The sequence below is a fragment of the Humisphaera borealis genome (assembly GCF_015169395.1).
In the GTDB taxonomy this organism is placed as follows: Bacteria; Planctomycetota; Phycisphaerae; order Tepidisphaerales; family Tepidisphaeraceae; genus Humisphaera; species Humisphaera borealis.
This window is the reverse complement of sequence record NZ_CP063458.1, coordinates 6,667,668-6,688,003: the sequence shown is the minus strand read 5'-3', so window position 1 is coordinate 6,688,003 and position 20,336 is coordinate 6,667,668. Positions and strand designations below refer to the sequence as shown.

Below are 20,336 nucleotides of genomic sequence, written 5' to 3'. Positions count from 1 at the left end.
TCTTCACAAATGAAGCGATGGTTCTTGCCTTTCCCCGCCCAAACCCATAGGATGAGTAGGAAATAAAGTGTTGGAGACTTTGCCGGACATCCAGTCGTCGCCCGCCCAGTTGAGTGACCTGATCGGGAATACGCCCCTGCTCGCATTCCCGAAGCTGGGTCGTGACGTCGCGCCCGTCGAGGTTTACGCCAAGGCCGAGTGGTACAACCCCGGCGGCAGCGTGAAGGACCGGGCGGCGTTGTCGATGATCCTCGACGGCGAACGCCGGGGCCTGCTGACGAAGAAGAAAATCCTCATCGACGCCACCAGCGGCAACACCGGCATTGCCTACGCGATGATCTGTGCCCAGCGCGGCTACAAGGTGAAGCTCTGTCTCCCGCAGAACGCCAGCCGGGAGCGGAAGCAGACCTTGATCGCGTACGGCGTTGAACTGGTGCTGACCGACCCGACCGAGAGCACCGATGGTGCCCAGCGTGCGGTGAAGCGAATCGTCGAAGCCGACCCGGAAAAGTACTTCTATCCCGACCAGTACAACAACGACGCCAACTGGCGGGCGCACTACGAGACGACGGCGAACGAGATCTGGCGGCAGACCGGCGGGCGGGTGACGCACTTCGTCGCCGGCATGGGCACCAGCGGCACGTTCATGGGCACGACGCGTCGGTTGCGCGAGTTGAACCCGAAGATCCGCTGTATCAGCATGCAGCCCGACGGCCCGCTGCATGGCCTGGAAGGCCTGAAGCACATGGAGTCGGCGATTGTGCCGGGGATCTACAACCCGTCGCTGGCCGACGCCCAGATTGATGTCGCGACGGAAGACGCCCACCGCATGGTGCTTCGGCTGGCCCGCGAGGAAGGCTATTTGGTCGGCGTCAGCAGCGGCGCGAATATGGACGCGGCGATGCGGATTGCACGACAGGCGATGGACGCCGGACAGAAGGACGCCGTCGTGGTGACGGTGCTGTGTGACTCGGCGGCGAAGTATCTGAGCGAAGAGTTCTGGAGTGAGCCGACGACCGGCGATGCGGTGACGTGGCCGTGATCGGAACCTGACAGGACGATCGAACGCGCCAACGGCGTCGCAACGGCTTGCCCTTCGCCGCGGTGTCTAGCGGATCGTCATACGAGTTTCTGTACCACGGCGAAGGGCAAGCCACTTCCGAGCGGTTTTTGCCCCACTGAGCGTTCGAACTTCGCGAGCAGGGTTCCAGAAAAGACAGATTTTAACGAGTCATTCAGAATCATGCCCGTCCCTCCCCTCATCCTCCCGACCGCGTTGTTCCGCCAGATCGAATCCGAAGGCGAGGTCGGCTATCCGAACGAGATCTGCGGCATGATCTTCGGCCGCGAGGTGAAAGACGCCGCCGGCAACGTCCGTCGGCTGACCGAGAAACTGATCGTCGGCAAGAACGTCTTCGAGGCCGACGAGCAGTACCACCGGTTCTCGATCGACCCGCGCGAGCAGATGAAAGCCGAGCGAGCGGCGGAGAAGGAAGGCCTGACGCTGCTCGGCTACTACCACAGCCACCCCGACCACCCGGCCCGGCCCAGTGAATACGACCGCGAACACGCCTGGGAGTTCTACAGCTATGTGATCGTGGCGATCACCAAGGGCAAGGCGACGGACATGACCAGTTGGGTGCTGGAAGGCGAAACGAAGCAGTTTGCGAAGCAGGAGATTCGGCAGGTATGAGCCCAAGGCCCATGAGTCGTGTTAAAGTAAACGACTGACTTGAGGTGATTTCATGGACATCGAAGAGATTCGGAGATATCGCCGCGCCGAGCCGTTCAGAGCATTCAATCTCGTGTTGGCGGACGGACGAAAGCTGCCGGTTGATCGTCCGAATGCCTTGGCAATTGCTCCTGATGGCAAGTTGCTTGCGTTCCAAACACTCGACAGTTGGTTCGAGCGAATTCGTCCGGAAGCCGTCGCGGCAATTGACCTCAACGTGAACACGCTTGAAGTCAACCGAAACAGGTTACTAGCGACCGCCTCTGCCAGCTCAGGGAGACGTGTTTGAGTAATGAAACGATCATCCAGTTTTCTGAGCAGAAACCATTTATTCAGTTCGTGATGGTGACCGTGGATGGTCGAGAGTTTCCGGTTAAACATCCGGAGCAGGCGATGTTCGGAATTCGTGGTGAAACAGTGCTCTACTTCCACGCGGATCATACACTTGAGGTTATCGAGTCGCGGTTGATCGTTTCTCTTCGCACCCTTCAAGATGCGGAGTTCCCTTCATTCGGCGGATAAACCCATGCCCCTCAAACCCCACGGCAAGATCTACGACAACATCCTCGACACCATCGGCGGAACGCCGCTGGTGAAGCTCAACCGCATCATCCCCGCCGGCGGCGCGACCGTCGTCGTCAAATGCGAGTTCTTCAACCCGCTGTCGAGCGTGAAGGACCGCATCGGCGTCGCGATGATCGAAGCGGCCGAGAAGGCCGGCAAGGTGGATCACGAGACCGTCATTGTCGAACCCACCAGCGGCAACACCGGCATCGCGCTGGCGTTCGTCTGTGCCGCCAAGGGGTACAAGCTGATCCTGACCATGCCCGAAAGCATGAGCATCGAACGTCGTCGGCTGCTGAAGGCGCTGGGCGCTCAGGTCGTCCTCACCCCCGCCGCCGACGGCATGCGCGGCGCGATCGGTAAGGCCGAGGAGATCCTGAAGCAGTACCCCAAGAGCTTCATGCCGCAGCAGTTCATGAACCCGGCCAACCCGGCGATCCACCGCGCCACGACCGCCGAGGAAATCTGGGCCGATACCGAAGGCAAGGTCGACTTCCTGGTGGCCGGCGTCGGCACCGGCGGGACGATCACCGGTGTGTCGGAGGTCATCAAGCCGCGCAAGCCGAGCTTCAAGGCGATCGCCGTCGAGCCCGTCGCGTCGCCGGTCATCACACAGACCCGCGCCGGCGACCCGGTGAAGCCCGGCAAGCACAAGGTGCAGGGCATTGGTGCCGGCTTCGTCCCGGGCAACCTGCATCTGGACATCGTCGATGAGGTCGTGCAGATCACGGACGAAGAGGCGTTCGAGTGGGCCAAGCGGCTGCACAAGGAAGAAGGCATCTTCGGTGGCATCAGCAGCGGCGCGAATGTGGCGGCCGCGGCAAAAGTCGCTGCCCGACCTGAGAACAAGGGCAAGCTGATCGTGACGATCATGTGCAGCTTCGGCGAGCGGTATCTGAGCACGCCGTTGTTTGAGGAGGAGTGATCGTAACGGATGCAGTCTGGGTGGCATGGGCAAGTACTCTTGCCCGTGGGTGTTGTTTTCACGCAAGACACGGGCATGAGTACCTTCCCGTGCCACAAACTGTAGCTGGAACGCAGTAGGCTCATGTCCGATTCCAAAGCCACCAACATCAAATGGCATGACGGCACCGTCAGCCGCACCGATCGGCAGCGGCTGCTGCGTCAGCGCGGCGTGACGCTCTGGTTTACGGGCCTCAGCGGCGCGGGCAAGAGCACGATCGCCTGCCTCGTCGAGCAGATGCTGCTCGACCGCGGACGGCTCGCGTACAGGCTCGATGGCGACAACGTTCGCCACGGGCTGAACAAGAACCTCGGCTTCTCCGCCGAGGATCGCGCCGAGAACATCCGGCGGATCGGCGAAGTGGCCCGGCTGTTCACCGACGCCGGCGTGATCGTGCTGGCGAGTTTCGTCAGCCCTTACCGCCGCGACCGCGACGCCGTCCGCGAACTGATGCCAGCCGGCGATTTCGTGGAGGTGTACATCGAGGTGTCGCTTGCCGGTGCCGAGAAGCGCGACCCTAAGGGCCTCTACAAGAAGGCTCGGGCCGGCGAGATCAAAAACTTCACCGGCATCGACGACCCGTACGAGCCGCCGGAGAAGCCCGAGATCGTGCTTCAGACAGAGAACCTGTCGCCGCAGGAAGCGGCGGCGCGGGTGCTGGAGCACCTGGAGAAGCACGGGTACCTGGCGTGACGTAGGGTCCGCCTTGGCGGACGCGCGGCCCCATGCTCACCATCCGCGACAACCTCGAAGGCGTCAGCGGAGAAATGCTCAAGGCGTTCAACGTCGCCGCGGACTTCTGCAACGGCCGCACGCCCGAGCAGTACGCGAGGGCTTTCGCGAACAGTGTCGTGCGGCTGGCGTACGATGGTGACAAACTCGTCGGCATGGCCCGGGCCGTCACCGACGGCGTCCGCTGCGCGACGATCTTCGACGTCTGCGTCGCTCCGGCCTACCGCGGACGCGGCATCGGCAAGGCGCTCATGCGATCGCTGAAAGACGGATTACCGGGTCAGTTCGTGGCACTGATCTGCGAGGACGACCTTCGCGGTTTCTACGCGGACGCCGGATTTGTGCCGGATATGCGGGTGACGATGATCGTGCCGGATTAATTCAATGACCCAAACCTACGTCGATCTCCACTGCCACTCCACCGCGTCCGACGGCACCCTGCCGCCGGCGGAAGTCGTCCGTCTGGCCGCACTCCGCGAACTGACCGGCCTGGCCCTCACCGACCACGACACGATTAACGGCGTTGCCGAGGCGGCCGCCGCCGCCAGGTCTGCAGGTATCGACTTCATTACCGGCATCGAAATCTCCGCCGAGTACGCGCCGGGCACCATGCACATCCTTGGTTATGGCGTAAACCCCGAAAGCACTGTGCTGCGGGACCTGACGGCCACGCTGCTCGGCGGGCGCGACGACCGAAATCCGAGGATCATCGCCAGGCTGCAGGAACTCAACGTCGCGATCACGATGGAAGAAGTCGAGATCGAAGCCAAGGTTCCCGTCGCGACCGCCGACGGCGGCGAGCCCAAGCGAAAGCCCATCGGCCGGCCGCACATTGCCGCGATCCTGTTGCGAAAGGGTTACGTCAACTCGATCAAGCAGGCGTTCGACAAGTATCTCGCCCCCGGCGGCCTGGCCTATTTCGACAAGGAGCGGCTCTCGCCGCACACCGCCCTTCAGATGATCCATGACTCCGGGGGTATCTCGGTGCTCGCTCACCCGGTCCAGCTCAAATACACGAACGACGCCCAGCTGGAGACCGTACTAAAAGACCTGGTCGACCATGGCCTCGGCGGTATCGAGGTCATCCACAGTGATCACGACCAGAAGCTGGTCGAGCAATACACCGGCCTGGCGAAGCGCTACGATCTGGTCACGACCGGCGGAAGCGACTTTCACGGCACGAACAAGAAGGATATCGATCTCGGCACCGCTCGCGGCCGCAGAATCCCGCGGGCTTTCTTCGACGGATTGAAGGAAGCGATCGCCGAACGCTGTACGGCCTGACTCACCATGTCACAACCGTCGGCGATCGTGCATCCCAATCAGTAGGTTCCTCAATAGTCTCTCTATCCGTCACGTGTCCCATGACCGTCATTGCCCCCGACAAGCCGCAAGTTTCGACCGACCCGCTGGACCTCGAAGCGATCAATCCGATGCTGGAATCGCAGGACCCGGCCGGCATCTGTCGCTGGGCATCGGCGCAGTTCGGCGGTGAACTGGTGATGACGTCCTCCTTCGGCGCCGAATCCGCGCTGTTGCTGCATCTGGCGACGCGCGTCAAGCCCGACATCAAGGTCATCATGATCGATACCGGGTATCTCTTCCCGGAGACGTGGCAGCACATGGAGGCGCTACGCCGGCGGCTCGACCTGAACGTCTGGGTCTACCGCACGAAAAACGACCCGATCGCCTGGCTTGGCCAGAATGGTGAAGGCAACGCCAGTTGGCGGAACGACGTTGATCGTTGCTGCAACACCAACAAGAATGAGCCCATGGAACGCGCGATGGCCGAGCTGCGGCCATCGGCGTGGCTTCGTGGCATTCGGCGGAATCAGGCCGATACGCGCAAGGAAAAGCCGTTCGTCGAGTGGAGCAAGCGCTACCGCTGCTACGCCGTTTCGCCGCTGCTTAACTGGTCGACGCGCGACATCTATCTGTACATGAAGCAGAACGAACTTCCGTACCACCCGCTGTACGAGAAGGGCTACCTGTCGATTGGTTGCAACCCTGAATCCTGCACGCGTGCGGTCAAGCCCGGCGAAGATCCCCGCGCCGGCCGCTGGTCCGGCACCGACAAGATCGAGTGCGGAATCAACGTCAACAGCAACTCGCTGGACTCGGCCGGGCTGTAACTGGCTGAGGAGAGATGTCTGCGTTACTCCGTGATGATCCTCTCTTCCGTTCGCAATCCAGTTCACTTTCCGCGGGTTTTCCGCTAAAACCTCCCTCCCAACGTAAGGAACCGAGGAAAAGGAAGAACCATGGAAAAGACGCTCATCATCCTGAAGCCCGATGCCGTTCAGCGTGGCCTGATTGGCGAGATCACGTCGCGATTCGAAAAGAAGGGCCTGCAGATCGTCGGCATGAAGCTGATGACCATTCCCGCCTCGATCGCCGAGCAGCACTATGCCCCGCACAAGGGCAAGCCGTTCTACGAAGGCCTGGTGCGGTTCATGACCTGCTCGCCGGTGGTCGTGCTGGCGCTGGCGGGCAAAGACGCAATTGTCATCGCCCGCAAGATGATGGGTGCGACCTTCGGCTCCAAGGCCGAGCCCGGCACCATCCGCGGCGACTACGGCGTGTCCAACGCGTACAACCTCATCCACGGCTCCGACTCCCCCGAAGCGGCGACCAAGGAACTGGGCCTGTTCTTCAAGGCCGATGAGCTGCAAACCTGGAAGCCGACGATCCAGGAGTGGGTCTACGACATGACCAAGGGCACCCCGGAGTGACCGGCTTTCATTTCGAGCCCGTGTTCTTGTGACAACAGATTAAAGAGTGCACCTGGGGTGCGACCGCTAAACAGGGAACGCTTCTGTTTAGCGGTCGCACCGCAGGTGCACTCTTCCATTTCCAGCTAGAGGAACGAGCGCGACTGCCGGTCGAATTCCCGCCGTACCGCCTCCAACAGTTCCTGCCACTTCGGCTCCGCCGGGTCCATCTCAGGCTCGCGCACGCTCTGCCCGCCGTACCGCCCGCGCAACTGCCGTACCTCTTCGGTACTGATCTCAAACCCCGGCAATAACCGCTCGAATGCGAGCCCGGCGATGCGATCGTGTGTCGCGAGCTGCTCGTCGCGCCGCGACACGCTGATTCCCGTCTGCCGCCGGCGATAGGTCACCAGCGGCTCCACGAGATTGGCCGTCTTCGTCACGGCGGCGAGGCGCGTCCACAATTCGTAGTCCTGCGCGGTGCGAAACGATTCGTCGTAACGCAGCTCGTGCTTATCGAGGACGGATCGGCGGATCATCACCGTCGGATGCGCCAGCGGATTGCCCAGCAGAAGTCGCCAGCGAATCGCGGCGTCATCGGGAATTGCGGTCGCTTCGTAGAGGAAGGTGCCTTGCTCATCCACCACCCGGCGAGAACTGCCGACAATGCCGACGTCCGGATGTCGCTCAAGGAAATCAACCTGAAGTGCCAGCCGATCCGGCCGCGCGATATCGTCGCCGTCGAGGCGGGCGACAAACGCACCGCGTGCCGCGGCGAGCCCCCGATTCAAAGACGCCGTCAGGCCAAGATTGACTTCGTTGCGAACGACTTGAATTCGAGTGTCGGCAATGCGCTGCAGGATTACCGGTGTGGCGTCCGAGGAAGCGTCATCGATAACGATCAATTCTAGAGGGGAAAGTGTCTGGCTAAGTATGCTGTCGATGGCATCGCCGACGAACCGCTCTTCGTTGTGCACGGCGATGATCACCGAGACGACAGGCGAGCCTGGGGGCGAAAGCGACATGACAACTCTCTTCCTCCGTGGCACGGCCGTCTCGGCCGTCATGGTATGCCACGACTACCGCAAGTCTGCCAGGCAGCCTTCCCGCTGTTCCAGCCAGGTGCCGAGGCAGAGCACCGACCACTTTCTCTGGGGGCGAAGCGCGTTGGTGATATCCGCGTCAGCCACACCGGGAAGCAGCGCCGCCAGTGCCCCGCCCGGTCGGGTCACGCGTCGCCAGACCTCATCCACTTCAGGACGTTGCAGCCAATGACGGACGGGAGCGCCAAAACCCTGCTTGTTGCGTTTCCGAATCGACGCCGGCCAGAGATCGGCGCAAGCCTCGCGGAGGAGGCCCTTGAGTGGTGGCGCGTCGCCGGACGGTGACGTGCCGCCGTCCGTGCCAAACCGCATCTGCCACGGCAGGCCGAGTACGAACTCGGTCAGGTCGGCATCCAGGAACGGTGCTCGTGTCTCCAGCCCACACGACATCGCCGCCCGATCCACCTTGACCAGGATGTCGCCTGCCAGATAGCAACCGACGTCAAATCGCGTCGCGACGTCGAGCCCCTGACCGTGACGCGGGTCATAGCACTGGCGGAGTGTCTCTAGCACCGCAGGCTGGCCGCGATGCGCCCAGAGCCCCCGCCGGTCATCGCCGATCGGTCCGGTGCGGGCCACATGCTCGGCCCACGGATCGGTCAGCGGCCTCCGCGGGGGGGCGGCTATCAGTTGCGCCGTTCGGCACTCGCCCCGATTCAAGACATACGACGAGTCTGCCCGGCCGGGCTCGCCGATCGAGCTTCCGGTGGATCGTTGTGTCGATGCCGCACAGCGTGCGATCGCGGGCTCGTACCAGGCGTAGCCGCCGAAAAGCTCGTCGCCGCCGTCGCCGGAGAGTACGACCTTCACCCCCTGCCGCGCCTGTCGGCTGATGAGCGACGTGGGGATATTCGAAGAGTCGCCGAACGGCTCATCGTAAACCGTCGCCATCGTCGTCAACTCGGCCGCCACATCGATCCGCTCAATTTGCGATTCATGATGGTCGGTGCGGTAACGCTCGGCGACTTCGCGTGCGAAGGGGAGCTCATCGATCAACTCTCCGAATCCGGCGGCGAAGGTGCGGACTGCCGATCGGAGTCGTCCAGAATCTGGCTCCTCGGGAATACGCACAGACGCCTGAGTCTTCGACGAATCCGACATCAGCGCGACGATCGTCGACGAGTCCAGTCCGCCGCTGAGGAACGCGCCCACGGGAACGTCCGCCACCATCTGGCGCGAGACCGCCGCACCCAGCAGCCGACGAATCTCGCCGACGGCATCTTGGCGATCGAGCTTCAGGTGAGAGAGCCGGGGCGTCCACCATCGGTAGGCACGGACGTCGTCGCAAACACAGCTTTCCCCGTGGCGCCAGATGATCGCATGCCCGGGCGGCAGCGTGTGGACGTTCCGATAGATCGTTCGATCCGGCGGGACATAGTACAGGCCCAGGTACATCTCGACCGACATCAGGTCGATACGTGGCGACACCAGTCCGCTTGCCTCGATCGCCTTGATCTCCGACCCGAGCAGCACATGTCCCTGCGGCGACCGCGCCCAGTACAGTGGCTTCTCGCCGAAGCGGTCTCTCGCGGCAAAAAGTTCCCGCCGGTCGCGATCCCAGACCGCGAATGCGAACTGGCCGTTCAGCCGGTTCAGACAGGCCGGGCCGAACTCGACGTAGGCATGCAGCAGCACTTCCGTATCGGAGCGGGTACGGAATGCGACCCCGCGCCCTTCAAGCTGCTGACGTAGCTCGGCGTGATTGTAGATTTCGCCGTTGAAGACGATCGTCCATCGGCCAGAGGGATGCGCCATCGGCTGAGCGCCGCCGGCGAGATCGAGGATGCTCAATCGGGTGTGGCCCAGATCGCAGCCGGGAAGGCGCAGCGTGCGCTGATCATCAGGCCCACGATGAACGAGGGCGGCGGTCATTCGCGCAATCGCCTGCGGATCGAGCGATGTTTCGGAGTCTGCGAGAATGGCCGCGATGCCGCACATGGGTTTGACTCAGCCTACCCGACGCAATCCGTCCGTTCCTGTTTCGGGCAGGCCGATCGTCCTGAACACCATTCTGAATCGCTCGTGCCATGTGTGCTCGGCGAGCGCCCGACGCCTGCCGGCTTCGCGAATCTTCTCGCGCTCCGTGGGGTGTTTGAGGTAATACGCGGCCTTGTCCGTCAGTTCTTCGGCCGTGCGGAAGGTGACGATTTCCCTGTCGGGCTCGAAGAACTCGCAAAGTTCGTCGAGGTGCTCGGTCAGGTAGAACGCCCCGCTCATCGGCGCTTCGAAGTCGCGGAGGCGAACCTGACGGATCGGATCTTCGCCGGGCTTCGGGCGCTGCGCGACGGCAGAGAAACCCAGGCTGATGCGGCTGCGGCTGTACATTGTGACGAGGTCGTCGTCGGATAGCGCGTCTCCAGCGCGGCGCAGAAGCTCTTGGTCGGGATCAGCGATTGCAGCCGGCATGGCCGCCGTGGCTTGGGCTACGGCGCCGCGTTTGCCCTGCATCACGTCTGTCGCGGCCGTCGGGTCAAACTTCTTGCCCATTGGCTCCGTCCAGCGTGGCCCCCACACGCGTACGTCGATTCCGCCGGCGATCAACCGCTTCACGAAATCGGGCCGATTCCCATACCGCTGACCGACGAAAGTCACGTCAAACTCGTGCGGCACAGCGGCCGGCTTGTAGACGTTGGGGTTTGCAGCTTCCTGGCAATAGATCGGCGTCGCACCGGCGGCGCGGTAGTCGGGCAGCCGGAACTTTTCGGGCACCAGGCAGTAGTCGTACGCCGGCGCGATGTCGGAGACGAGATGAAACTGGAAGGAACCGTTGCAGTACCAGTTCAGCGTGCAGATGCCCATCCGCCGAATCTCGCGGATGACCTCCGGTTCGATGTACGCCGAGTAGAAGTAGGTGAAGAGCACGTCGATCGGCTTCTGGGCGTGGGCCTTGCGCAACTGGCGGAGAAGCTCGCACCCCAGCAGCGGCCGGAGACGGTCGATCACCCGCATTTGCGTCGGATCGGTCGGATCGAGGTGGCCGTTGTGGGGTTGATAATTGTAGTCGAAGCGGACCACGTCATGACCGAGATCGACCAGCGGCGCGTAGAGGTTCGCCTTCCAGATTTGCGACGCCGGAAGCGCCCAGGCGTTCGGAGAGTCGGCGGCGGCGAAGAAGATACGCATGAGTCATTTTCTCCCGCTCCTCAGTACTCAGAGGAGAGGGTCGGGGTGAGGGGCCGAACGTCAGGCGGCGACCGTCTTGGTGGACTTTGCCTGTTCGATCTGGGAAAGGGGACGACGCCCGACGTTCGGCCCCTCGCCGCAACCCTCTCCCCCGAGTACAGGGGAGAGGAAGCCAGACGACGCCGTTCGAACACCCGCCACACTGGTCGGGCACCAGGGTGTCACCGCGGCTACGCCCAGCCCTGCGGCCTTCATCCATTGCAAAACCTCTTGACTGGTATGCGTCGACGCCATATCCGGCGTGATCGCATCAAACACGTCCAGGATCCGCCAGCGGACGTCCTTCAGCCGTAGCGCGACAAGGATGTGCTGCTCAATGTAGTCGGTCGTCTTCCGCCATCCGGCTCGACGGGCGGCGGTCAGCATTGGCGCGATGACATGCGCGGCGACGTAGCTCCAGCCCATCGCGAAGCGATAACCGACCAGCGGCTTGAGCAGATGGTGCAGCCGGCGAAAGCGCGCGACGGATGGAAAATCGTAGAAGTCGCCGCGGGGATAGACGCAGCAGGCGGCCCAGGCTTTCGGCTTTAATGTTCGCGCCATTGCCGCCAGACCCGCTTGCGGGCTTGGCGTGTGGTGCAGCACGCCGATGGTAAAGCCGCCATCGAACACGCCGGGTTTGAAAGGCGGTTTGGCCAGATCGCCCTGGACAATCAGGACGTCGGTGTCGTCGCGAAAGTTTCTGCGGGCCGCATCGACGGCGACGCTTAGGTCGATCCCAACCGCGACGCCGCCTTTCCGCCGCACGACATCCAGGAATCGTCCCGGGCCACAACCGAAATCGACGACGGTCTTGCCGGCGATTTCCGCCGGCTGGTCGCCGGCGATGCCGGTGATCCGCTCCCACATGCGGGTGGTGTGCCCAGCCATCGGCCTGCCGGTGTTCTGATCCTCGAACTGCACGCGCGGCCAGCGGGTCCACTCGAATCCGAAACTTCCTGCGTAGTGCTCGGCGGAAACGAAGCGCGGAACGCCGCGCACAATCGGGTAGCAGCGGCCGGACGCGGAGGCGAGCATTCCCGCTCGCACCATGCCGTGGCGATCGTAGCGGGCTTCGCGCAGCACGAGTGACTCGCCGGTTTCAGGGCAGCAGAGGATGTCGAGGAACTTGGGGTGCATGGTTTTGTTGCGCGGGCACTGCCCGCCCTACTTCCTGCGTGCCAGAACGTGCAGCCCGAAGCAGAGCAGGTCATTCGATCCGCGATCGGCGGCGCTCAAGCGTTCGAGCATCAGCAGCGCGTCGTGAACGGTGTCACTCTCGTGCTCCGTCAGTTCCGTGCCGGCGTAGCGACGGGCGGTGCTCCGCACACGGCGAAGCTCTTGGGCGACGAACTCAAAGAAGTTGCCGTTCTCACCAATCTCGATGATCTCCCAACCCATCGCAGGAAGATGGTGCTGGTAGAAGTAGCGATTCAAGCCGGACGCAAAATGAAACGGCGCGAAGTGCGTCAGGCTGCAGAACGGAGCCGTTAGCACCAGGTGTCCGCCGGGCCGAACGAGCCGGCTGAGTTCCCGCAGTGCTGACACCGGGTCGGGTACGTGCTCGAGCACTTCGGTACAAAGCACGGCGTCGAAGCTGGCATCGGGCTGGGGAATCGCGGTGATGTCGCAGACAAGATCCAACCCATCCTGATCCCAGGTTTTGGTTTGCAGTCCAACGCCATCGCCTTGCCCGTCGTACCCGGAAAAGTCCTGGCTGACGTACTGCAGGTGCCCGCAGAACTTTCGGAACGGCCGTTCGCCGGCACCGGCATCCAGGATTCGTCCGCCCGTCGGAAGGGCCGCGAGCGTGCGCTCGATCCAAGCGATGCGGGTCGCTTCGTTGGAGCGGCCGACATGGGTCTCGCGGCGGGCTGGAGGGGTTGCGGTGGTCATAGTGCCGATCTGGTCCTGGTCGCTTCACCTCAGGCGGCCGACTCAAGGCGCTCTTCGGCCAACTGCTTGCGGTTTCCGATCACCCGTGCTGGAACGCCGGCGACGATATCGAACGGGTCGACGTCACGCGTGACGACCGCATTGGCACCGACGACCGCGCCCTGGCCGATACGCACGCCGTCGGTGATGGTGACGTTCGCGCCGATCCAGACATCGTCCTCGATCACGATCGGCCCGCGCGACAGCGCGCCCGCCGAACGCATCCGCAGATCAAGCTGGCGGTAGTCGTGATTCCCGGCGGCCAGCACGCAGTGCGGTCCGATCATCACCGCTTCGCCGATCGATACGCCGGACCCGGCGAGAATGACCGTGAACGGACCGATCTGTGAGAAGGCGCCGATCAGCACCGGGGCGTCGCCGGCGCGGATGATGACGTACTCACAGATCAACGCGCGACGTCCGAGCCGGATGTTGTGCTTCGGCGTCAGCCTGGCGGTGCGGTCAATCGTCACTCGGCGACGGAAGAAGTTCCGGACGCGCTTTCGCCAGGACATTGCGGCGAGCGAGGATGGCTGTTTGCTGATGGACATGGGTGGGGATGTCGCCCGAAGGACACGAGCATGAGGACATGCCGATGCCACGAGAGCTTGCCTAGTCCGCGCCGCAGACGACGGCCGACTCGGCGAGTTCCAGCAGGTCCGTGGGGAGATCGCCCCAGCCCTGACCGGGACGCACGTCGGCGTTCTTAAAGGTCGCCGCCGATGCCAATCCTGGCGGCACCAGCAGCACCTCGCCCGGGGTCGGGCGATCGTTCAGCCGGTCGGCGACGCGGACGACCATGCGCGGCGCACTCAGCGTCAGATGAAAGTGCTGGACGGCCAGGCGCTCGGGAAGGTCGACGATCGTGTATGCCAGCTGCGGGTTGGCTCGCACCGCTTCGAGCGCTCGCTGCCCGAACCCGGCACCGACTTCGACGATCCGGCTCGCTGCGGTCGACTGGCCTGGCTGCTCGGCCGGTGCGGGCGAGAACGCGATATGTCGCGAGAGCTTGTGCTGTGGGAAAGCGGTCCAGTCTCCGGAAAGAATGTCTTCGCGAAGGGAGGCCATCGTCGCCCTTCGCCCGTTCGGAACACCCGGCGTCACTGGTAAAGACCTTAGCAGGTCGATCGACTTGAGCATCTGGTACTGGCGGATGAAGGCGATTGGGTCGGAGTTCTCGGCGATCGTCGAGGCGCTGGCGTGATAAGCGACGAAGTTGGCGTAGAAGTTTCGGCCTTCGCAGGCGCGCCACGCATCGGGAAGTTCGGCCGACAGCGAACGTTCGGCGGCGACAGGGTCTACGCCCCAGCGGATGAACAGGTCAAACTTCGTGTAGCCGTTGGACGCCAGGAACTTCAGGCAGGCTTCGGCCTGTTCGGGGAAGGCGTGGCTGGCTTCGAACATGATGGCCGCCGGCGGCTCGGCCGCGATCGCGCCGGCGAGCAGGCCGCGCAGTGCGGGCAGTTCGTGCCCTTCAACGTCAATCTTGGCGAAGCTTGCGTGTTTCATGCCGTGTCGCCGCATCAGTTCGCCGGCTGGCAGCAACGGCACTTCCACGCGTGTCGGCGACTGGAAGAACTCGGGGAACGCGACGGTTGTCCAATCTTCTTCCAGCGAGCTGATCGTGCTGGCCGAGCCGACATGAAGGATCGCGGTACCCTGCTTGTCGGAGGCGGCGCAGCGTTCGAGGACGAACTGTCCGGACTCGATCTCTGCGGCGAATCGCTGTGACAGTCGGTCGGCCAGCCAGCCCTGCGGTTCGACCGCGATCACGCGGAAACCCTGCGCAAGGAGTTCGCCGGTCACTTCGCCGCGGTGTGCGCCGATGTCGACCGCTGACCGCTTCTCGGCAGGGAGGGATTCGAAGAAGGGCCGCAGGTAGACCAGTTCCAGCGTCGCCGCCAGGACGGGGTCGCCGATGCGAAGCGGCGGCAGGACGGGCTTGATGGACGGCGAGATGTGGGCGGGTGCGGACACGTGGAACTCCGTTTCACGCGGATATGCGTTTGGATTGTGGAATCGAGGGGTCCTCGGCGAGGAACCGGGGCTGCCACAGCGGCAGCGTCGGGACGGCGAAGCGTCGAACCAGCGCCTCCATGCGCGGGCCGACCTTCGCCGGGCTGATGGTCGACAGCACCACGCCATCGAGCATGCGATAGGCTGCGTCGTCATCCCGAAGGACCGGAGCACCCCGGTAGGTCTTGCCGGCGAACGCCGGACTGTTCTCGGCGACGCCGACAATCTGAAGCCCAGCCGCTCGGCAGGCGTTCCAGGTGGCGTAGATGTTCTTGCTCCAGTCGGCGATCGCGACCGTCCGTATCGCATGCTTTTTAGCCCAGGCGCTTACGGCGCGGGCCTGAGAGCCAAGCTCGAAGATCTTTTCGACGGTTTCATCGGTCAGTGTTTTTCGCCCGACCTTCGCCTCCCGTCGGGCCCAGACGCGGGCGTCGTGCAGGGCGGCGTTGGCGGCGTCGTGGTGGCCCTCGGACGTCGCGAGGATGGCGTAACGCTGGATGAACTCGTGCCGGTAGATCTTACGGAGCGGCCGGGGCAGATATCGCTCGACCAGGATCAGGTTGTTCCGAAGATCCATCCGGTGAACCAGGGCCGGGCTGCGGCCACCGGGAACCTTGTCGTGTCCGAAAACGATGTCTTCGAACCTCTCGACCTTGTACCCCTTGGCCCAGAGACGGAAGCTCAGGTCGTACTCTTCGGCTTGGCGGAAGAACTCGGGAGCAAAGCCGCCGACCGACCGGATGATGTCGCTCCGCAGGACCGTCGCACCCCCGATCGTGACGGCCGGGAATGCCGGTGCTTCGGCCGTGCCGTCCGGCAGGACGACCCGGGCGACCAGACCAGCGGTCTTTGTATGCTTGGCGAGGTATTGCAGGGCGGCGGGGATTGCTCCCGGCATCGGATAGCTGTCGTCATCCAGGAAGACGACGTACTTGCCTTTCATCAACGGAAGTCCACGGTTGCGGGCGGGGATGCCTTCGTTCTCGTCGAGCCGGACCAACCGAACACGATCCGCCAGTCGCGCCACCCGCGAGACGGTGTCGTCGTCCGAGGCGTTGTCGATGACAATAACCTCCCACGAATGTCGCGGCAGGCCGGTGTTTCGCTCAAGCAGGTCCAGCGTGCGGAGCAGTGCCTGGCAGCGATTGCGGGTGACGATGACGTAGCTCAACTTCATGCGGCTAAGGCTTCCACGTTGATGTTCTGGGTAAGACGATTCGGCAATCCGCCGGACAGGCGTTCCGCGATCGTCGCAACGACCCGGCGAATGCCCGCGGCGTACGTGAACCGATCGGTCACACTCTGTCGCTGGAGCTCGGCCAGCTCGCGGCGTTCGTCGGAGTTCTGCATAAACCTTCGAAGCCGCTGGCGCAGCGAATCGGCATCGGTGAACGCCACCTCGGCAAACTGTGGCAACACGCCGATGCCGGGGACGAGGAATCCGATCTGTCGAAGTGACTGGGCGTATTCGATCGGGTCTTCCACGCCGCTGTTGCACAGGCAGTCACGGCACGATTGAAGGATCGACTCAAATTCTGCCTGCACGACAGGGTCAGCATCCGCGAGCGCCGATCGGGCCGCGGGGACTGACATGGCATCGCCGGCACCATGGGCGACCAGCAGGTCGATCATCGCCTGCGGGGCGACATCGGAGATGTGCTCGCGAATGAGGAAGAATCCGCCGGCACTCAGGCCGTCCAGCACGCGCTGGTGAAGGCACAGGTAGGGGACGACCTGCAGATTGACCAGCGAACGGCGAGTTAGTTCGTGCAGCGCCGGGCCGTTGACGATCGGGCCGCGAGCGAACGCCGACAGGGTTGGGTGGCTTTCCCATCCCTTGCCGTACAGCCCGAACGACAGCCCCAGTTCGCGGCAGGCATCGGCGGCCCAGCCCATGGCCTGCTGACGGTAGATCGCGTCGCAGTACGGGTGATAGAGCCAGGACGCGATGGTGCGGACCGCGTCGCGGTCGAAGCCGAAGCCAGACGCGGAGGTCACGCGTTCGACCAGCTCGCGAACGCGTACGTAGGTCGTGATCGGTGTGGTGCCCTTGAAGCTTTCCAGGAGCTGGCTGGCCGCGTTTTCCACCGCGTCCCGGCAGACGGGGTGCATCTTCTCGGCCAGCTTTTCGGCGAGCAGGCTGTCGCAGGTACGCGACGCGTTGGAGACGAAGACGACGTCTTCAACGCGCTCCAGGACATCGCGTGTCGTGCCGGACGGCTGCTTGACGCTCGTGAGCTTCGTGAGGCCGATGCATTGCGAGGCGGAGTACTGAAAGTCTCGGACGTAGGTCGGCACGCCATCGGTCAGCACAAAGTCGGTCGGGCCCACGTGCTTGCCCGCGTCGCCGACGAGATTGGGCAGGTGGTCCTGTGCCCAGCAGGCGAACGGCAGGTTCGTGGGGAACATGCCGTTGTGTTCGTGGCGCAGGTGATCGATCTGCAGCACCAAGTCGGGCTTGAACGCTTCGATATCCCGACGAAGGCCACACTGGTACAGGCGGTGTGCCGGCGACGGCTCGATGGGCACGAGTACGTCCCAGCCCAGTTGCTCGAATGCGTCGGCGACGTCCTGATTGGAGTACTGCAGAACGGTCGAGAATCGCGTGGTCGGCAGCATCACACGCGGCTTGCGCGGCGCGTCGGGAGCCAGGAGGCTTGCCAATTGCGAGGGATCGTAGCTGGCGTAGTAGGCATCGATGTTGGCGCGGGCGGCGGTGTCGCGGTCGTCTATTTCCTTTGCGAGCGTTGCGAGGCCCTCCCGAACCGCAGCCGCATCTGCCGTGAAGCCGATGGTGACGGCGGGCGTGCCGAGGTAGGGATCGAGTGCTGCGGTTTGTCGGAGCTGGCCGAGCCATTCCGGACCCACATACCAGTTGAACCGCTGTTGCGCGATCGGCCCCTGCTGGCCGGAATAGTCGTGGATCATCATCGCGTGCAGCGCGATCTGCGGGTTGGGCTCGATGACGAACACAGGCACTTGGGTGGTCAGAAGCAGCTTGGTCTCTTCGATCGCGATCCGGTAGAGCAGATACCCGTCGCCGATACCGGCCAGGCCGATCGCCAACCCCTTCGCCAGCGCGGGGCGGAGCTGTTGCAACGCTACTTCGGCGGCGGCAAGCGGGCGGTTCCCGGCCGACAGGATCGCCAGTTCGCCGCCGGACTGACGGGCGGCGAGGGTCGGATGTCCGGTCGAGCTGGCGGCGATCGTGACGTCGGCCGACGGCTGCAATCCTGCCAGCAACGCACACACCGACGGCCGGTGCTCGGCCAGGCAGGCCATGTTCCTGCAGAGGTTCCGCTTGAACGCGGCCCCGGCCGGCAGCTCGCCGGCCCGGTCGAACAGCCAGGCTGCATCGGCCCAGCGCTGCCGACGGACATTGAGGTCGGCCAAGCGAAGCACGCTCTGGCTGTCGATCGCCCCTTCGGCAAACGCACGCTCTGCCCGCTCCAGGTCTCCCCGCCGAAGGGCGGAGACCAGGTCATCCAGGATGGCGGCGGATGTGCGGGTTACGGTGCTCATGGGCGGACGACAGTCTTTCGTCCTTCATGGTTATCGGACATTGGCCATTGCTGTCGTTAGCGAATCCGGGGCGGCTCGGTCCGATAATCATTGCTGCCGTTGGGCCGGGAATGCCGATGAGTGCCCCTATGTGGCATGGCATCCCGCCCTGCCACCCTGCGCCGGAGTTTCACGGATGATCACCAACCGCAAGACCGTCCCGCTCGATGCCCTGCTCGCGTTCCGCGAACAGGCCCGGCTGTCGGGCAAGACCGTCGTCCATTGCCACGGCTGCTTCGACATCGTCCATCCCGGGCACATCGCCCACCTTCAGTACGCCCGCTCGCTGGGCGACGTCCTGATCGTCTCGGTGTCGGCCGACGGACAGGTCAACAAAGGCGCCGATCGCCCGCTGATCCCGCAGGAACTGCGGGCCGGATCGCTGGCGGCACTCGAATGCGTCGATGCCGTCTACGTCAACGCCGACCCCACCGCCGTCGAACTGCTGGAGGTCCTCCAGCCCGACATTTACGTGAAGGGGCGCGAGTACGAGAAAAGCGCCGACCCCCGCTTCATCGCCGAGAAGGAAGTCGTCACCCGGGGCGGCGGGCGGGTGATTTTCTCCAGCGGGGAAGTCGTCTACTCGTCCACCACGCTCATCGGCCGGATCAAATCGCACGACCGGTTCAACGACGAAAAGCTCTCCCGCTTCCGCGACCGCTACAGCCTGGACGACGGCTCGATCCACCGCCTGCTCGCCCGGGCGGCCGGACGGAAGGTGGTCGTCGTCGGCGACTACATGCTCGACCGCTACCACTTCTGCCTCGCGACCGGCGTCGCCGGCGAAGCGCCAATGATGTCCCTCCGCGCGATGCAGCAGAAGGACTACGACGGCGCGGCCGGCGTGATCGCCCTCCACCTGGCCGGCATGGGCGCGTCGCCGACGCTGGTTACCTGCCTGGCCAACGACGAGACCTCCGCCGCCGCCGTCATGCGAATGACTGCCGCCGGTGTCGACGTGCAGGCCCCGCGCGTCCGTCGGTCAACCGTATGCAAGCACCGGTACGTGGTCGACCAGACCAAGCTGTTCAAGGTCGATGACGGTGCCCCCCTGCCGGCCGACAGCCGGGTCGATCTGCAACTGGCCGAGCGCATCCTGTCCGCCGCCGAGGGTGCCGATGCCGTCATCTTTGCCGATTTCGGCTACGGCACGATCACCTCCGGCCTGCTCGACCTGGTCCTGCCGGAACTGCGGGCGAAGGTGCCGATCCTGTCGGCCGACGTCAGCGGTCGGCAGAGCAACCTGACGCGGTTCCGGAACTTCGACCTGCTCTGCCCCACCGAACGGGAAGTCCGCGAGATACAGCACGATTTCAGCAGCGGCATCGGCGCGGTCGTCTGGAACCTGCTCGAAGCCACCCAGGCCCGCCAGGCGATGATCACCCTCGGCAAGCAGGGCCTGGTGACGTTCGACCGCACCGGCCTGCCGGAAGGTGCCCGGCTGCGGAGCGAGCACGTCCCGTCGCTGGCGACCGACTGCGTCGACGCCCTGGGGGCAGGCGATGCCCTCCTCGCCGCCGCCACCCTCACCCTCGCCGCCGGCGGATCGCTGCAGGCGGCGGCGCTGGTCGGGTCCCTCGCGGCCGCGATCGAAGTGCAGCAGGTCGGGAACGAACCGGTCACCGCGGAGCAGATCCTCGAACAACTCGGCGGCGAACAGCGGACGGCTCGCGTGGCGTAGTGCTTGGTGCCACAGGTCGGCGGTACTCCGCAGACCTGTGCTGGACCGCAATGTCGCGCGATCGCACGGGTTGCCGAGTACGGCCGACCCGTGGCACCGACCGGCGCGCAGAAATGCCCGGTCGGCGATCCACATTCCTGCGTCGCCGAACCGGGCATTCCTGTTGTCTCGATCA

The 20,336-nt window shown here is 64.1% G+C and carries 20 protein-coding genes; 11 read left to right on the top strand and 9 right to left on the bottom strand.

Going from position 1 to position 20,336, the window contains the following annotated elements:
- The first annotated feature begins 67 nt into the window (after positions 1-67).
- From IPV69_RS25180 to ndk, 10 genes are all read left to right on the top strand, one after another.
- Complete coding sequence (locus IPV69_RS25180; protein WP_206292489.1) at positions 68-1,042, top strand: PLP-dependent cysteine synthase family protein; 975 nt, start codon at positions 68-70, stop codon at positions 1,040-1,042.
- A gap of 201 nt (positions 1,043-1,243) precedes the next feature.
- The gene (locus IPV69_RS25175) at positions 1,244-1,693 is read left to right on the top strand and encodes a M67 family metallopeptidase (RefSeq protein WP_206292488.1); all 450 of its coding nucleotides are present in this window, start codon (positions 1,244-1,246) and stop codon (positions 1,691-1,693) included.
- Positions 1,694-1,745: 52 nt separating this feature from the next.
- Positions 1,746-2,021 (top strand): hypothetical protein, encoded by a 276-nt coding sequence (locus IPV69_RS25170; protein ID WP_206292487.1) that lies wholly within the window; start codon positions 1,746-1,748, stop codon positions 2,019-2,021.
- Positions 2,018-2,254 (top strand): hypothetical protein, encoded by a 237-nt coding sequence (locus IPV69_RS25165; protein WP_206292486.1) that lies wholly within the window; start codon positions 2,018-2,020, stop codon positions 2,252-2,254. Before IPV69_RS25170 ends, IPV69_RS25165 begins: the two co-directional genes overlap by 4 nt.
- Before the next feature lie 4 nt (positions 2,255-2,258).
- Complete coding sequence (cysK, locus tag IPV69_RS25160) at positions 2,259-3,221, top strand: cysteine synthase A (protein ID WP_206292485.1); 963 nt, start codon at positions 2,259-2,261, stop codon at positions 3,219-3,221.
- Positions 3,222-3,344: 123 nt separating this feature from the next.
- The gene (gene cysC / locus IPV69_RS25155) at positions 3,345-3,953 is read left to right on the top strand and encodes an adenylyl-sulfate kinase (protein ID WP_206292484.1); all 609 of its coding nucleotides are present in this window, start codon (positions 3,345-3,347) and stop codon (positions 3,951-3,953) included.
- Positions 3,954-3,985: 32 nt separating this feature from the next.
- Positions 3,986-4,372, top strand: coding sequence for a GNAT family N-acetyltransferase (locus IPV69_RS25150; protein ID WP_206292483.1), 387 nt, complete (start codon positions 3,986-3,988; stop codon positions 4,370-4,372).
- A 4-nt stretch (positions 4,373-4,376) separates the two neighbouring features.
- Complete coding sequence (locus IPV69_RS25145) at positions 4,377-5,276, top strand: PHP domain-containing protein (protein ID WP_206292482.1); 900 nt, start codon at positions 4,377-4,379, stop codon at positions 5,274-5,276.
- Positions 5,277-5,356: 80 nt separating this feature from the next.
- The gene (locus tag IPV69_RS25140) at positions 5,357-6,124 is read left to right on the top strand and encodes a phosphoadenylyl-sulfate reductase (protein ID WP_206292481.1); all 768 of its coding nucleotides are present in this window, start codon (positions 5,357-5,359) and stop codon (positions 6,122-6,124) included.
- A gap of 129 nt (positions 6,125-6,253) precedes the next feature.
- Positions 6,254-6,724, top strand: a complete 471-nt coding sequence (gene ndk / locus IPV69_RS25135) for a nucleoside-diphosphate kinase (RefSeq protein ID WP_206292480.1) — start codon at positions 6,254-6,256, stop codon at positions 6,722-6,724.
- A gap of 125 nt (positions 6,725-6,849) precedes the next feature.
- Here ndk and IPV69_RS25130 read toward each other — a convergent pair whose 3' ends face one another.
- The 9 genes from IPV69_RS25130 to IPV69_RS25090 all read right to left on the bottom strand — a co-directional run bounded on the left by IPV69_RS25130 (position 6,850) and on the right by IPV69_RS25090 (position 18,441).
- Positions 6,850-7,728 (bottom strand): glycosyltransferase family 2 protein, encoded by an 879-nt coding sequence (locus tag IPV69_RS25130; protein ID WP_206292479.1) that lies wholly within the window; start codon positions 7,726-7,728, stop codon positions 6,850-6,852.
- A 54-nt stretch (positions 7,729-7,782) separates the two neighbouring features.
- Positions 7,783-9,744, bottom strand: a complete 1,962-nt coding sequence (asnB, locus tag IPV69_RS25125; protein ID WP_206292478.1) for an asparagine synthase (glutamine-hydrolyzing) — start codon at positions 9,742-9,744, stop codon at positions 7,783-7,785.
- 9 nt (positions 9,745-9,753) lie between these two features.
- A complete protein-coding gene (locus tag IPV69_RS25120) occupies positions 9,754-10,929 on the bottom strand; it encodes a CgeB family protein (protein ID WP_206292477.1) in 1,176 nt (391 codons plus the stop codon).
- A gap of 60 nt (positions 10,930-10,989) precedes the next feature.
- Positions 10,990-12,108, bottom strand: coding sequence for a methyltransferase domain-containing protein (locus IPV69_RS25115; RefSeq protein WP_206292476.1), 1,119 nt, complete (start codon positions 12,106-12,108; stop codon positions 10,990-10,992).
- A gap of 27 nt (positions 12,109-12,135) precedes the next feature.
- Positions 12,136-12,864, bottom strand: a complete 729-nt coding sequence (locus tag IPV69_RS25110; RefSeq protein ID WP_206292475.1) for a class I SAM-dependent methyltransferase — start codon at positions 12,862-12,864, stop codon at positions 12,136-12,138.
- Positions 12,865-12,893: 29 nt separating this feature from the next.
- A complete protein-coding gene (locus tag IPV69_RS25105) occupies positions 12,894-13,454 on the bottom strand; it encodes an acyltransferase (protein WP_206292474.1) in 561 nt (186 codons plus the stop codon).
- 61 nt (positions 13,455-13,515) lie between these two features.
- A complete protein-coding gene (locus tag IPV69_RS25100) occupies positions 13,516-14,880 on the bottom strand; it encodes an FkbM family methyltransferase (protein ID WP_206292473.1) in 1,365 nt (454 codons plus the stop codon).
- A gap of 13 nt (positions 14,881-14,893) precedes the next feature.
- A complete protein-coding gene (locus IPV69_RS25095) occupies positions 14,894-16,096 on the bottom strand; it encodes a glycosyltransferase family 2 protein (RefSeq protein ID WP_206292472.1) in 1,203 nt (400 codons plus the stop codon).
- The gene (locus IPV69_RS25090) at positions 16,093-18,441 is read right to left on the bottom strand and encodes a glycosyltransferase family 1 protein (protein WP_206292471.1); all 2,349 of its coding nucleotides are present in this window, start codon (positions 18,439-18,441) and stop codon (positions 16,093-16,095) included. The genes IPV69_RS25095 and IPV69_RS25090 overlap by 4 nt, the downstream gene beginning before the upstream one ends.
- Positions 18,442-18,616: 175 nt before the next feature.
- Here IPV69_RS25090 and IPV69_RS25085 point away from each other — a divergent pair, with 175 nt between their 5' ends.
- A complete protein-coding gene (locus tag IPV69_RS25085) occupies positions 18,617-20,161 on the top strand; it encodes a PfkB family carbohydrate kinase (protein WP_206292470.1) in 1,545 nt (514 codons plus the stop codon).
- Positions 20,162-20,336 lie beyond the last annotated feature (175 nt).

Excerpts from the sequence above, each read along its gene's own strand:
- IPV69_RS25175 (WP_206292488.1), top strand. The coding sequence starts at position 1,244 with ATGCCCGTCCCTCCCCTCATCCTCCCGACCGCGTTGTTCCGCCAGATC.
- IPV69_RS25170 (WP_206292487.1), top strand. The coding sequence starts at position 1,746 with ATGGACATCGAAGAGATTCGGAGATATCGCCGCGCCGAGCCGTTCAGA.
- cysK (WP_206292485.1), top strand. The coding sequence starts at position 2,259 with ATGCCCCTCAAACCCCACGGCAAGATCTACGACAACATCCTCGACACC.
- cysC (WP_206292484.1), top strand. The coding sequence starts at position 3,345 with ATGTCCGATTCCAAAGCCACCAACATCAAATGGCATGACGGCACCGTC.
- IPV69_RS25150 (WP_206292483.1), top strand. The coding sequence starts at position 3,986 with ATGCTCACCATCCGCGACAACCTCGAAGGCGTCAGCGGAGAAATGCTC.
- IPV69_RS25145 (WP_206292482.1), top strand. The coding sequence starts at position 4,377 with ATGACCCAAACCTACGTCGATCTCCACTGCCACTCCACCGCGTCCGAC.
- IPV69_RS25140 (WP_206292481.1), top strand. The coding sequence starts at position 5,357 with ATGACCGTCATTGCCCCCGACAAGCCGCAAGTTTCGACCGACCCGCTG.
- ndk (WP_206292480.1), top strand. The coding sequence starts at position 6,254 with ATGGAAAAGACGCTCATCATCCTGAAGCCCGATGCCGTTCAGCGTGGC.
- IPV69_RS25130 (WP_206292479.1), bottom strand. The coding sequence starts at position 7,728 with ATGTCGCTTTCGCCCCCAGGCTCGCCTGTCGTCTCGGTGATCATCGCC.
- asnB (WP_206292478.1), bottom strand. The coding sequence starts at position 9,744 with ATGTGCGGCATCGCGGCCATTCTCGCAGACTCCGAAACATCGCTCGAT.
- IPV69_RS25120 (WP_206292477.1), bottom strand. The coding sequence starts at position 10,929 with ATGCGTATCTTCTTCGCCGCCGCCGACTCTCCGAACGCCTGGGCGCTT.
- IPV69_RS25115 (WP_206292476.1), bottom strand. The coding sequence starts at position 12,108 with ATGCACCCCAAGTTCCTCGACATCCTCTGCTGCCCTGAAACCGGCGAG.
- IPV69_RS25110 (WP_206292475.1), bottom strand. The coding sequence starts at position 12,864 with ATGACCACCGCAACCCCTCCAGCCCGCCGCGAGACCCATGTCGGCCGC.
- IPV69_RS25105 (WP_206292474.1), bottom strand. The coding sequence starts at position 13,454 with ATGTCCATCAGCAAACAGCCATCCTCGCTCGCCGCAATGTCCTGGCGA.
- IPV69_RS25095 (WP_206292472.1), bottom strand. The coding sequence starts at position 16,096 with ATGAAGTTGAGCTACGTCATCGTCACCCGCAATCGCTGCCAGGCACTG.
- IPV69_RS25090 (WP_206292471.1), bottom strand. The coding sequence starts at position 18,441 with ATGAGCACCGTAACCCGCACATCCGCCGCCATCCTGGATGACCTGGTC.
- IPV69_RS25085 (WP_206292470.1), top strand. The coding sequence starts at position 18,617 with ATGATCACCAACCGCAAGACCGTCCCGCTCGATGCCCTGCTCGCGTTC.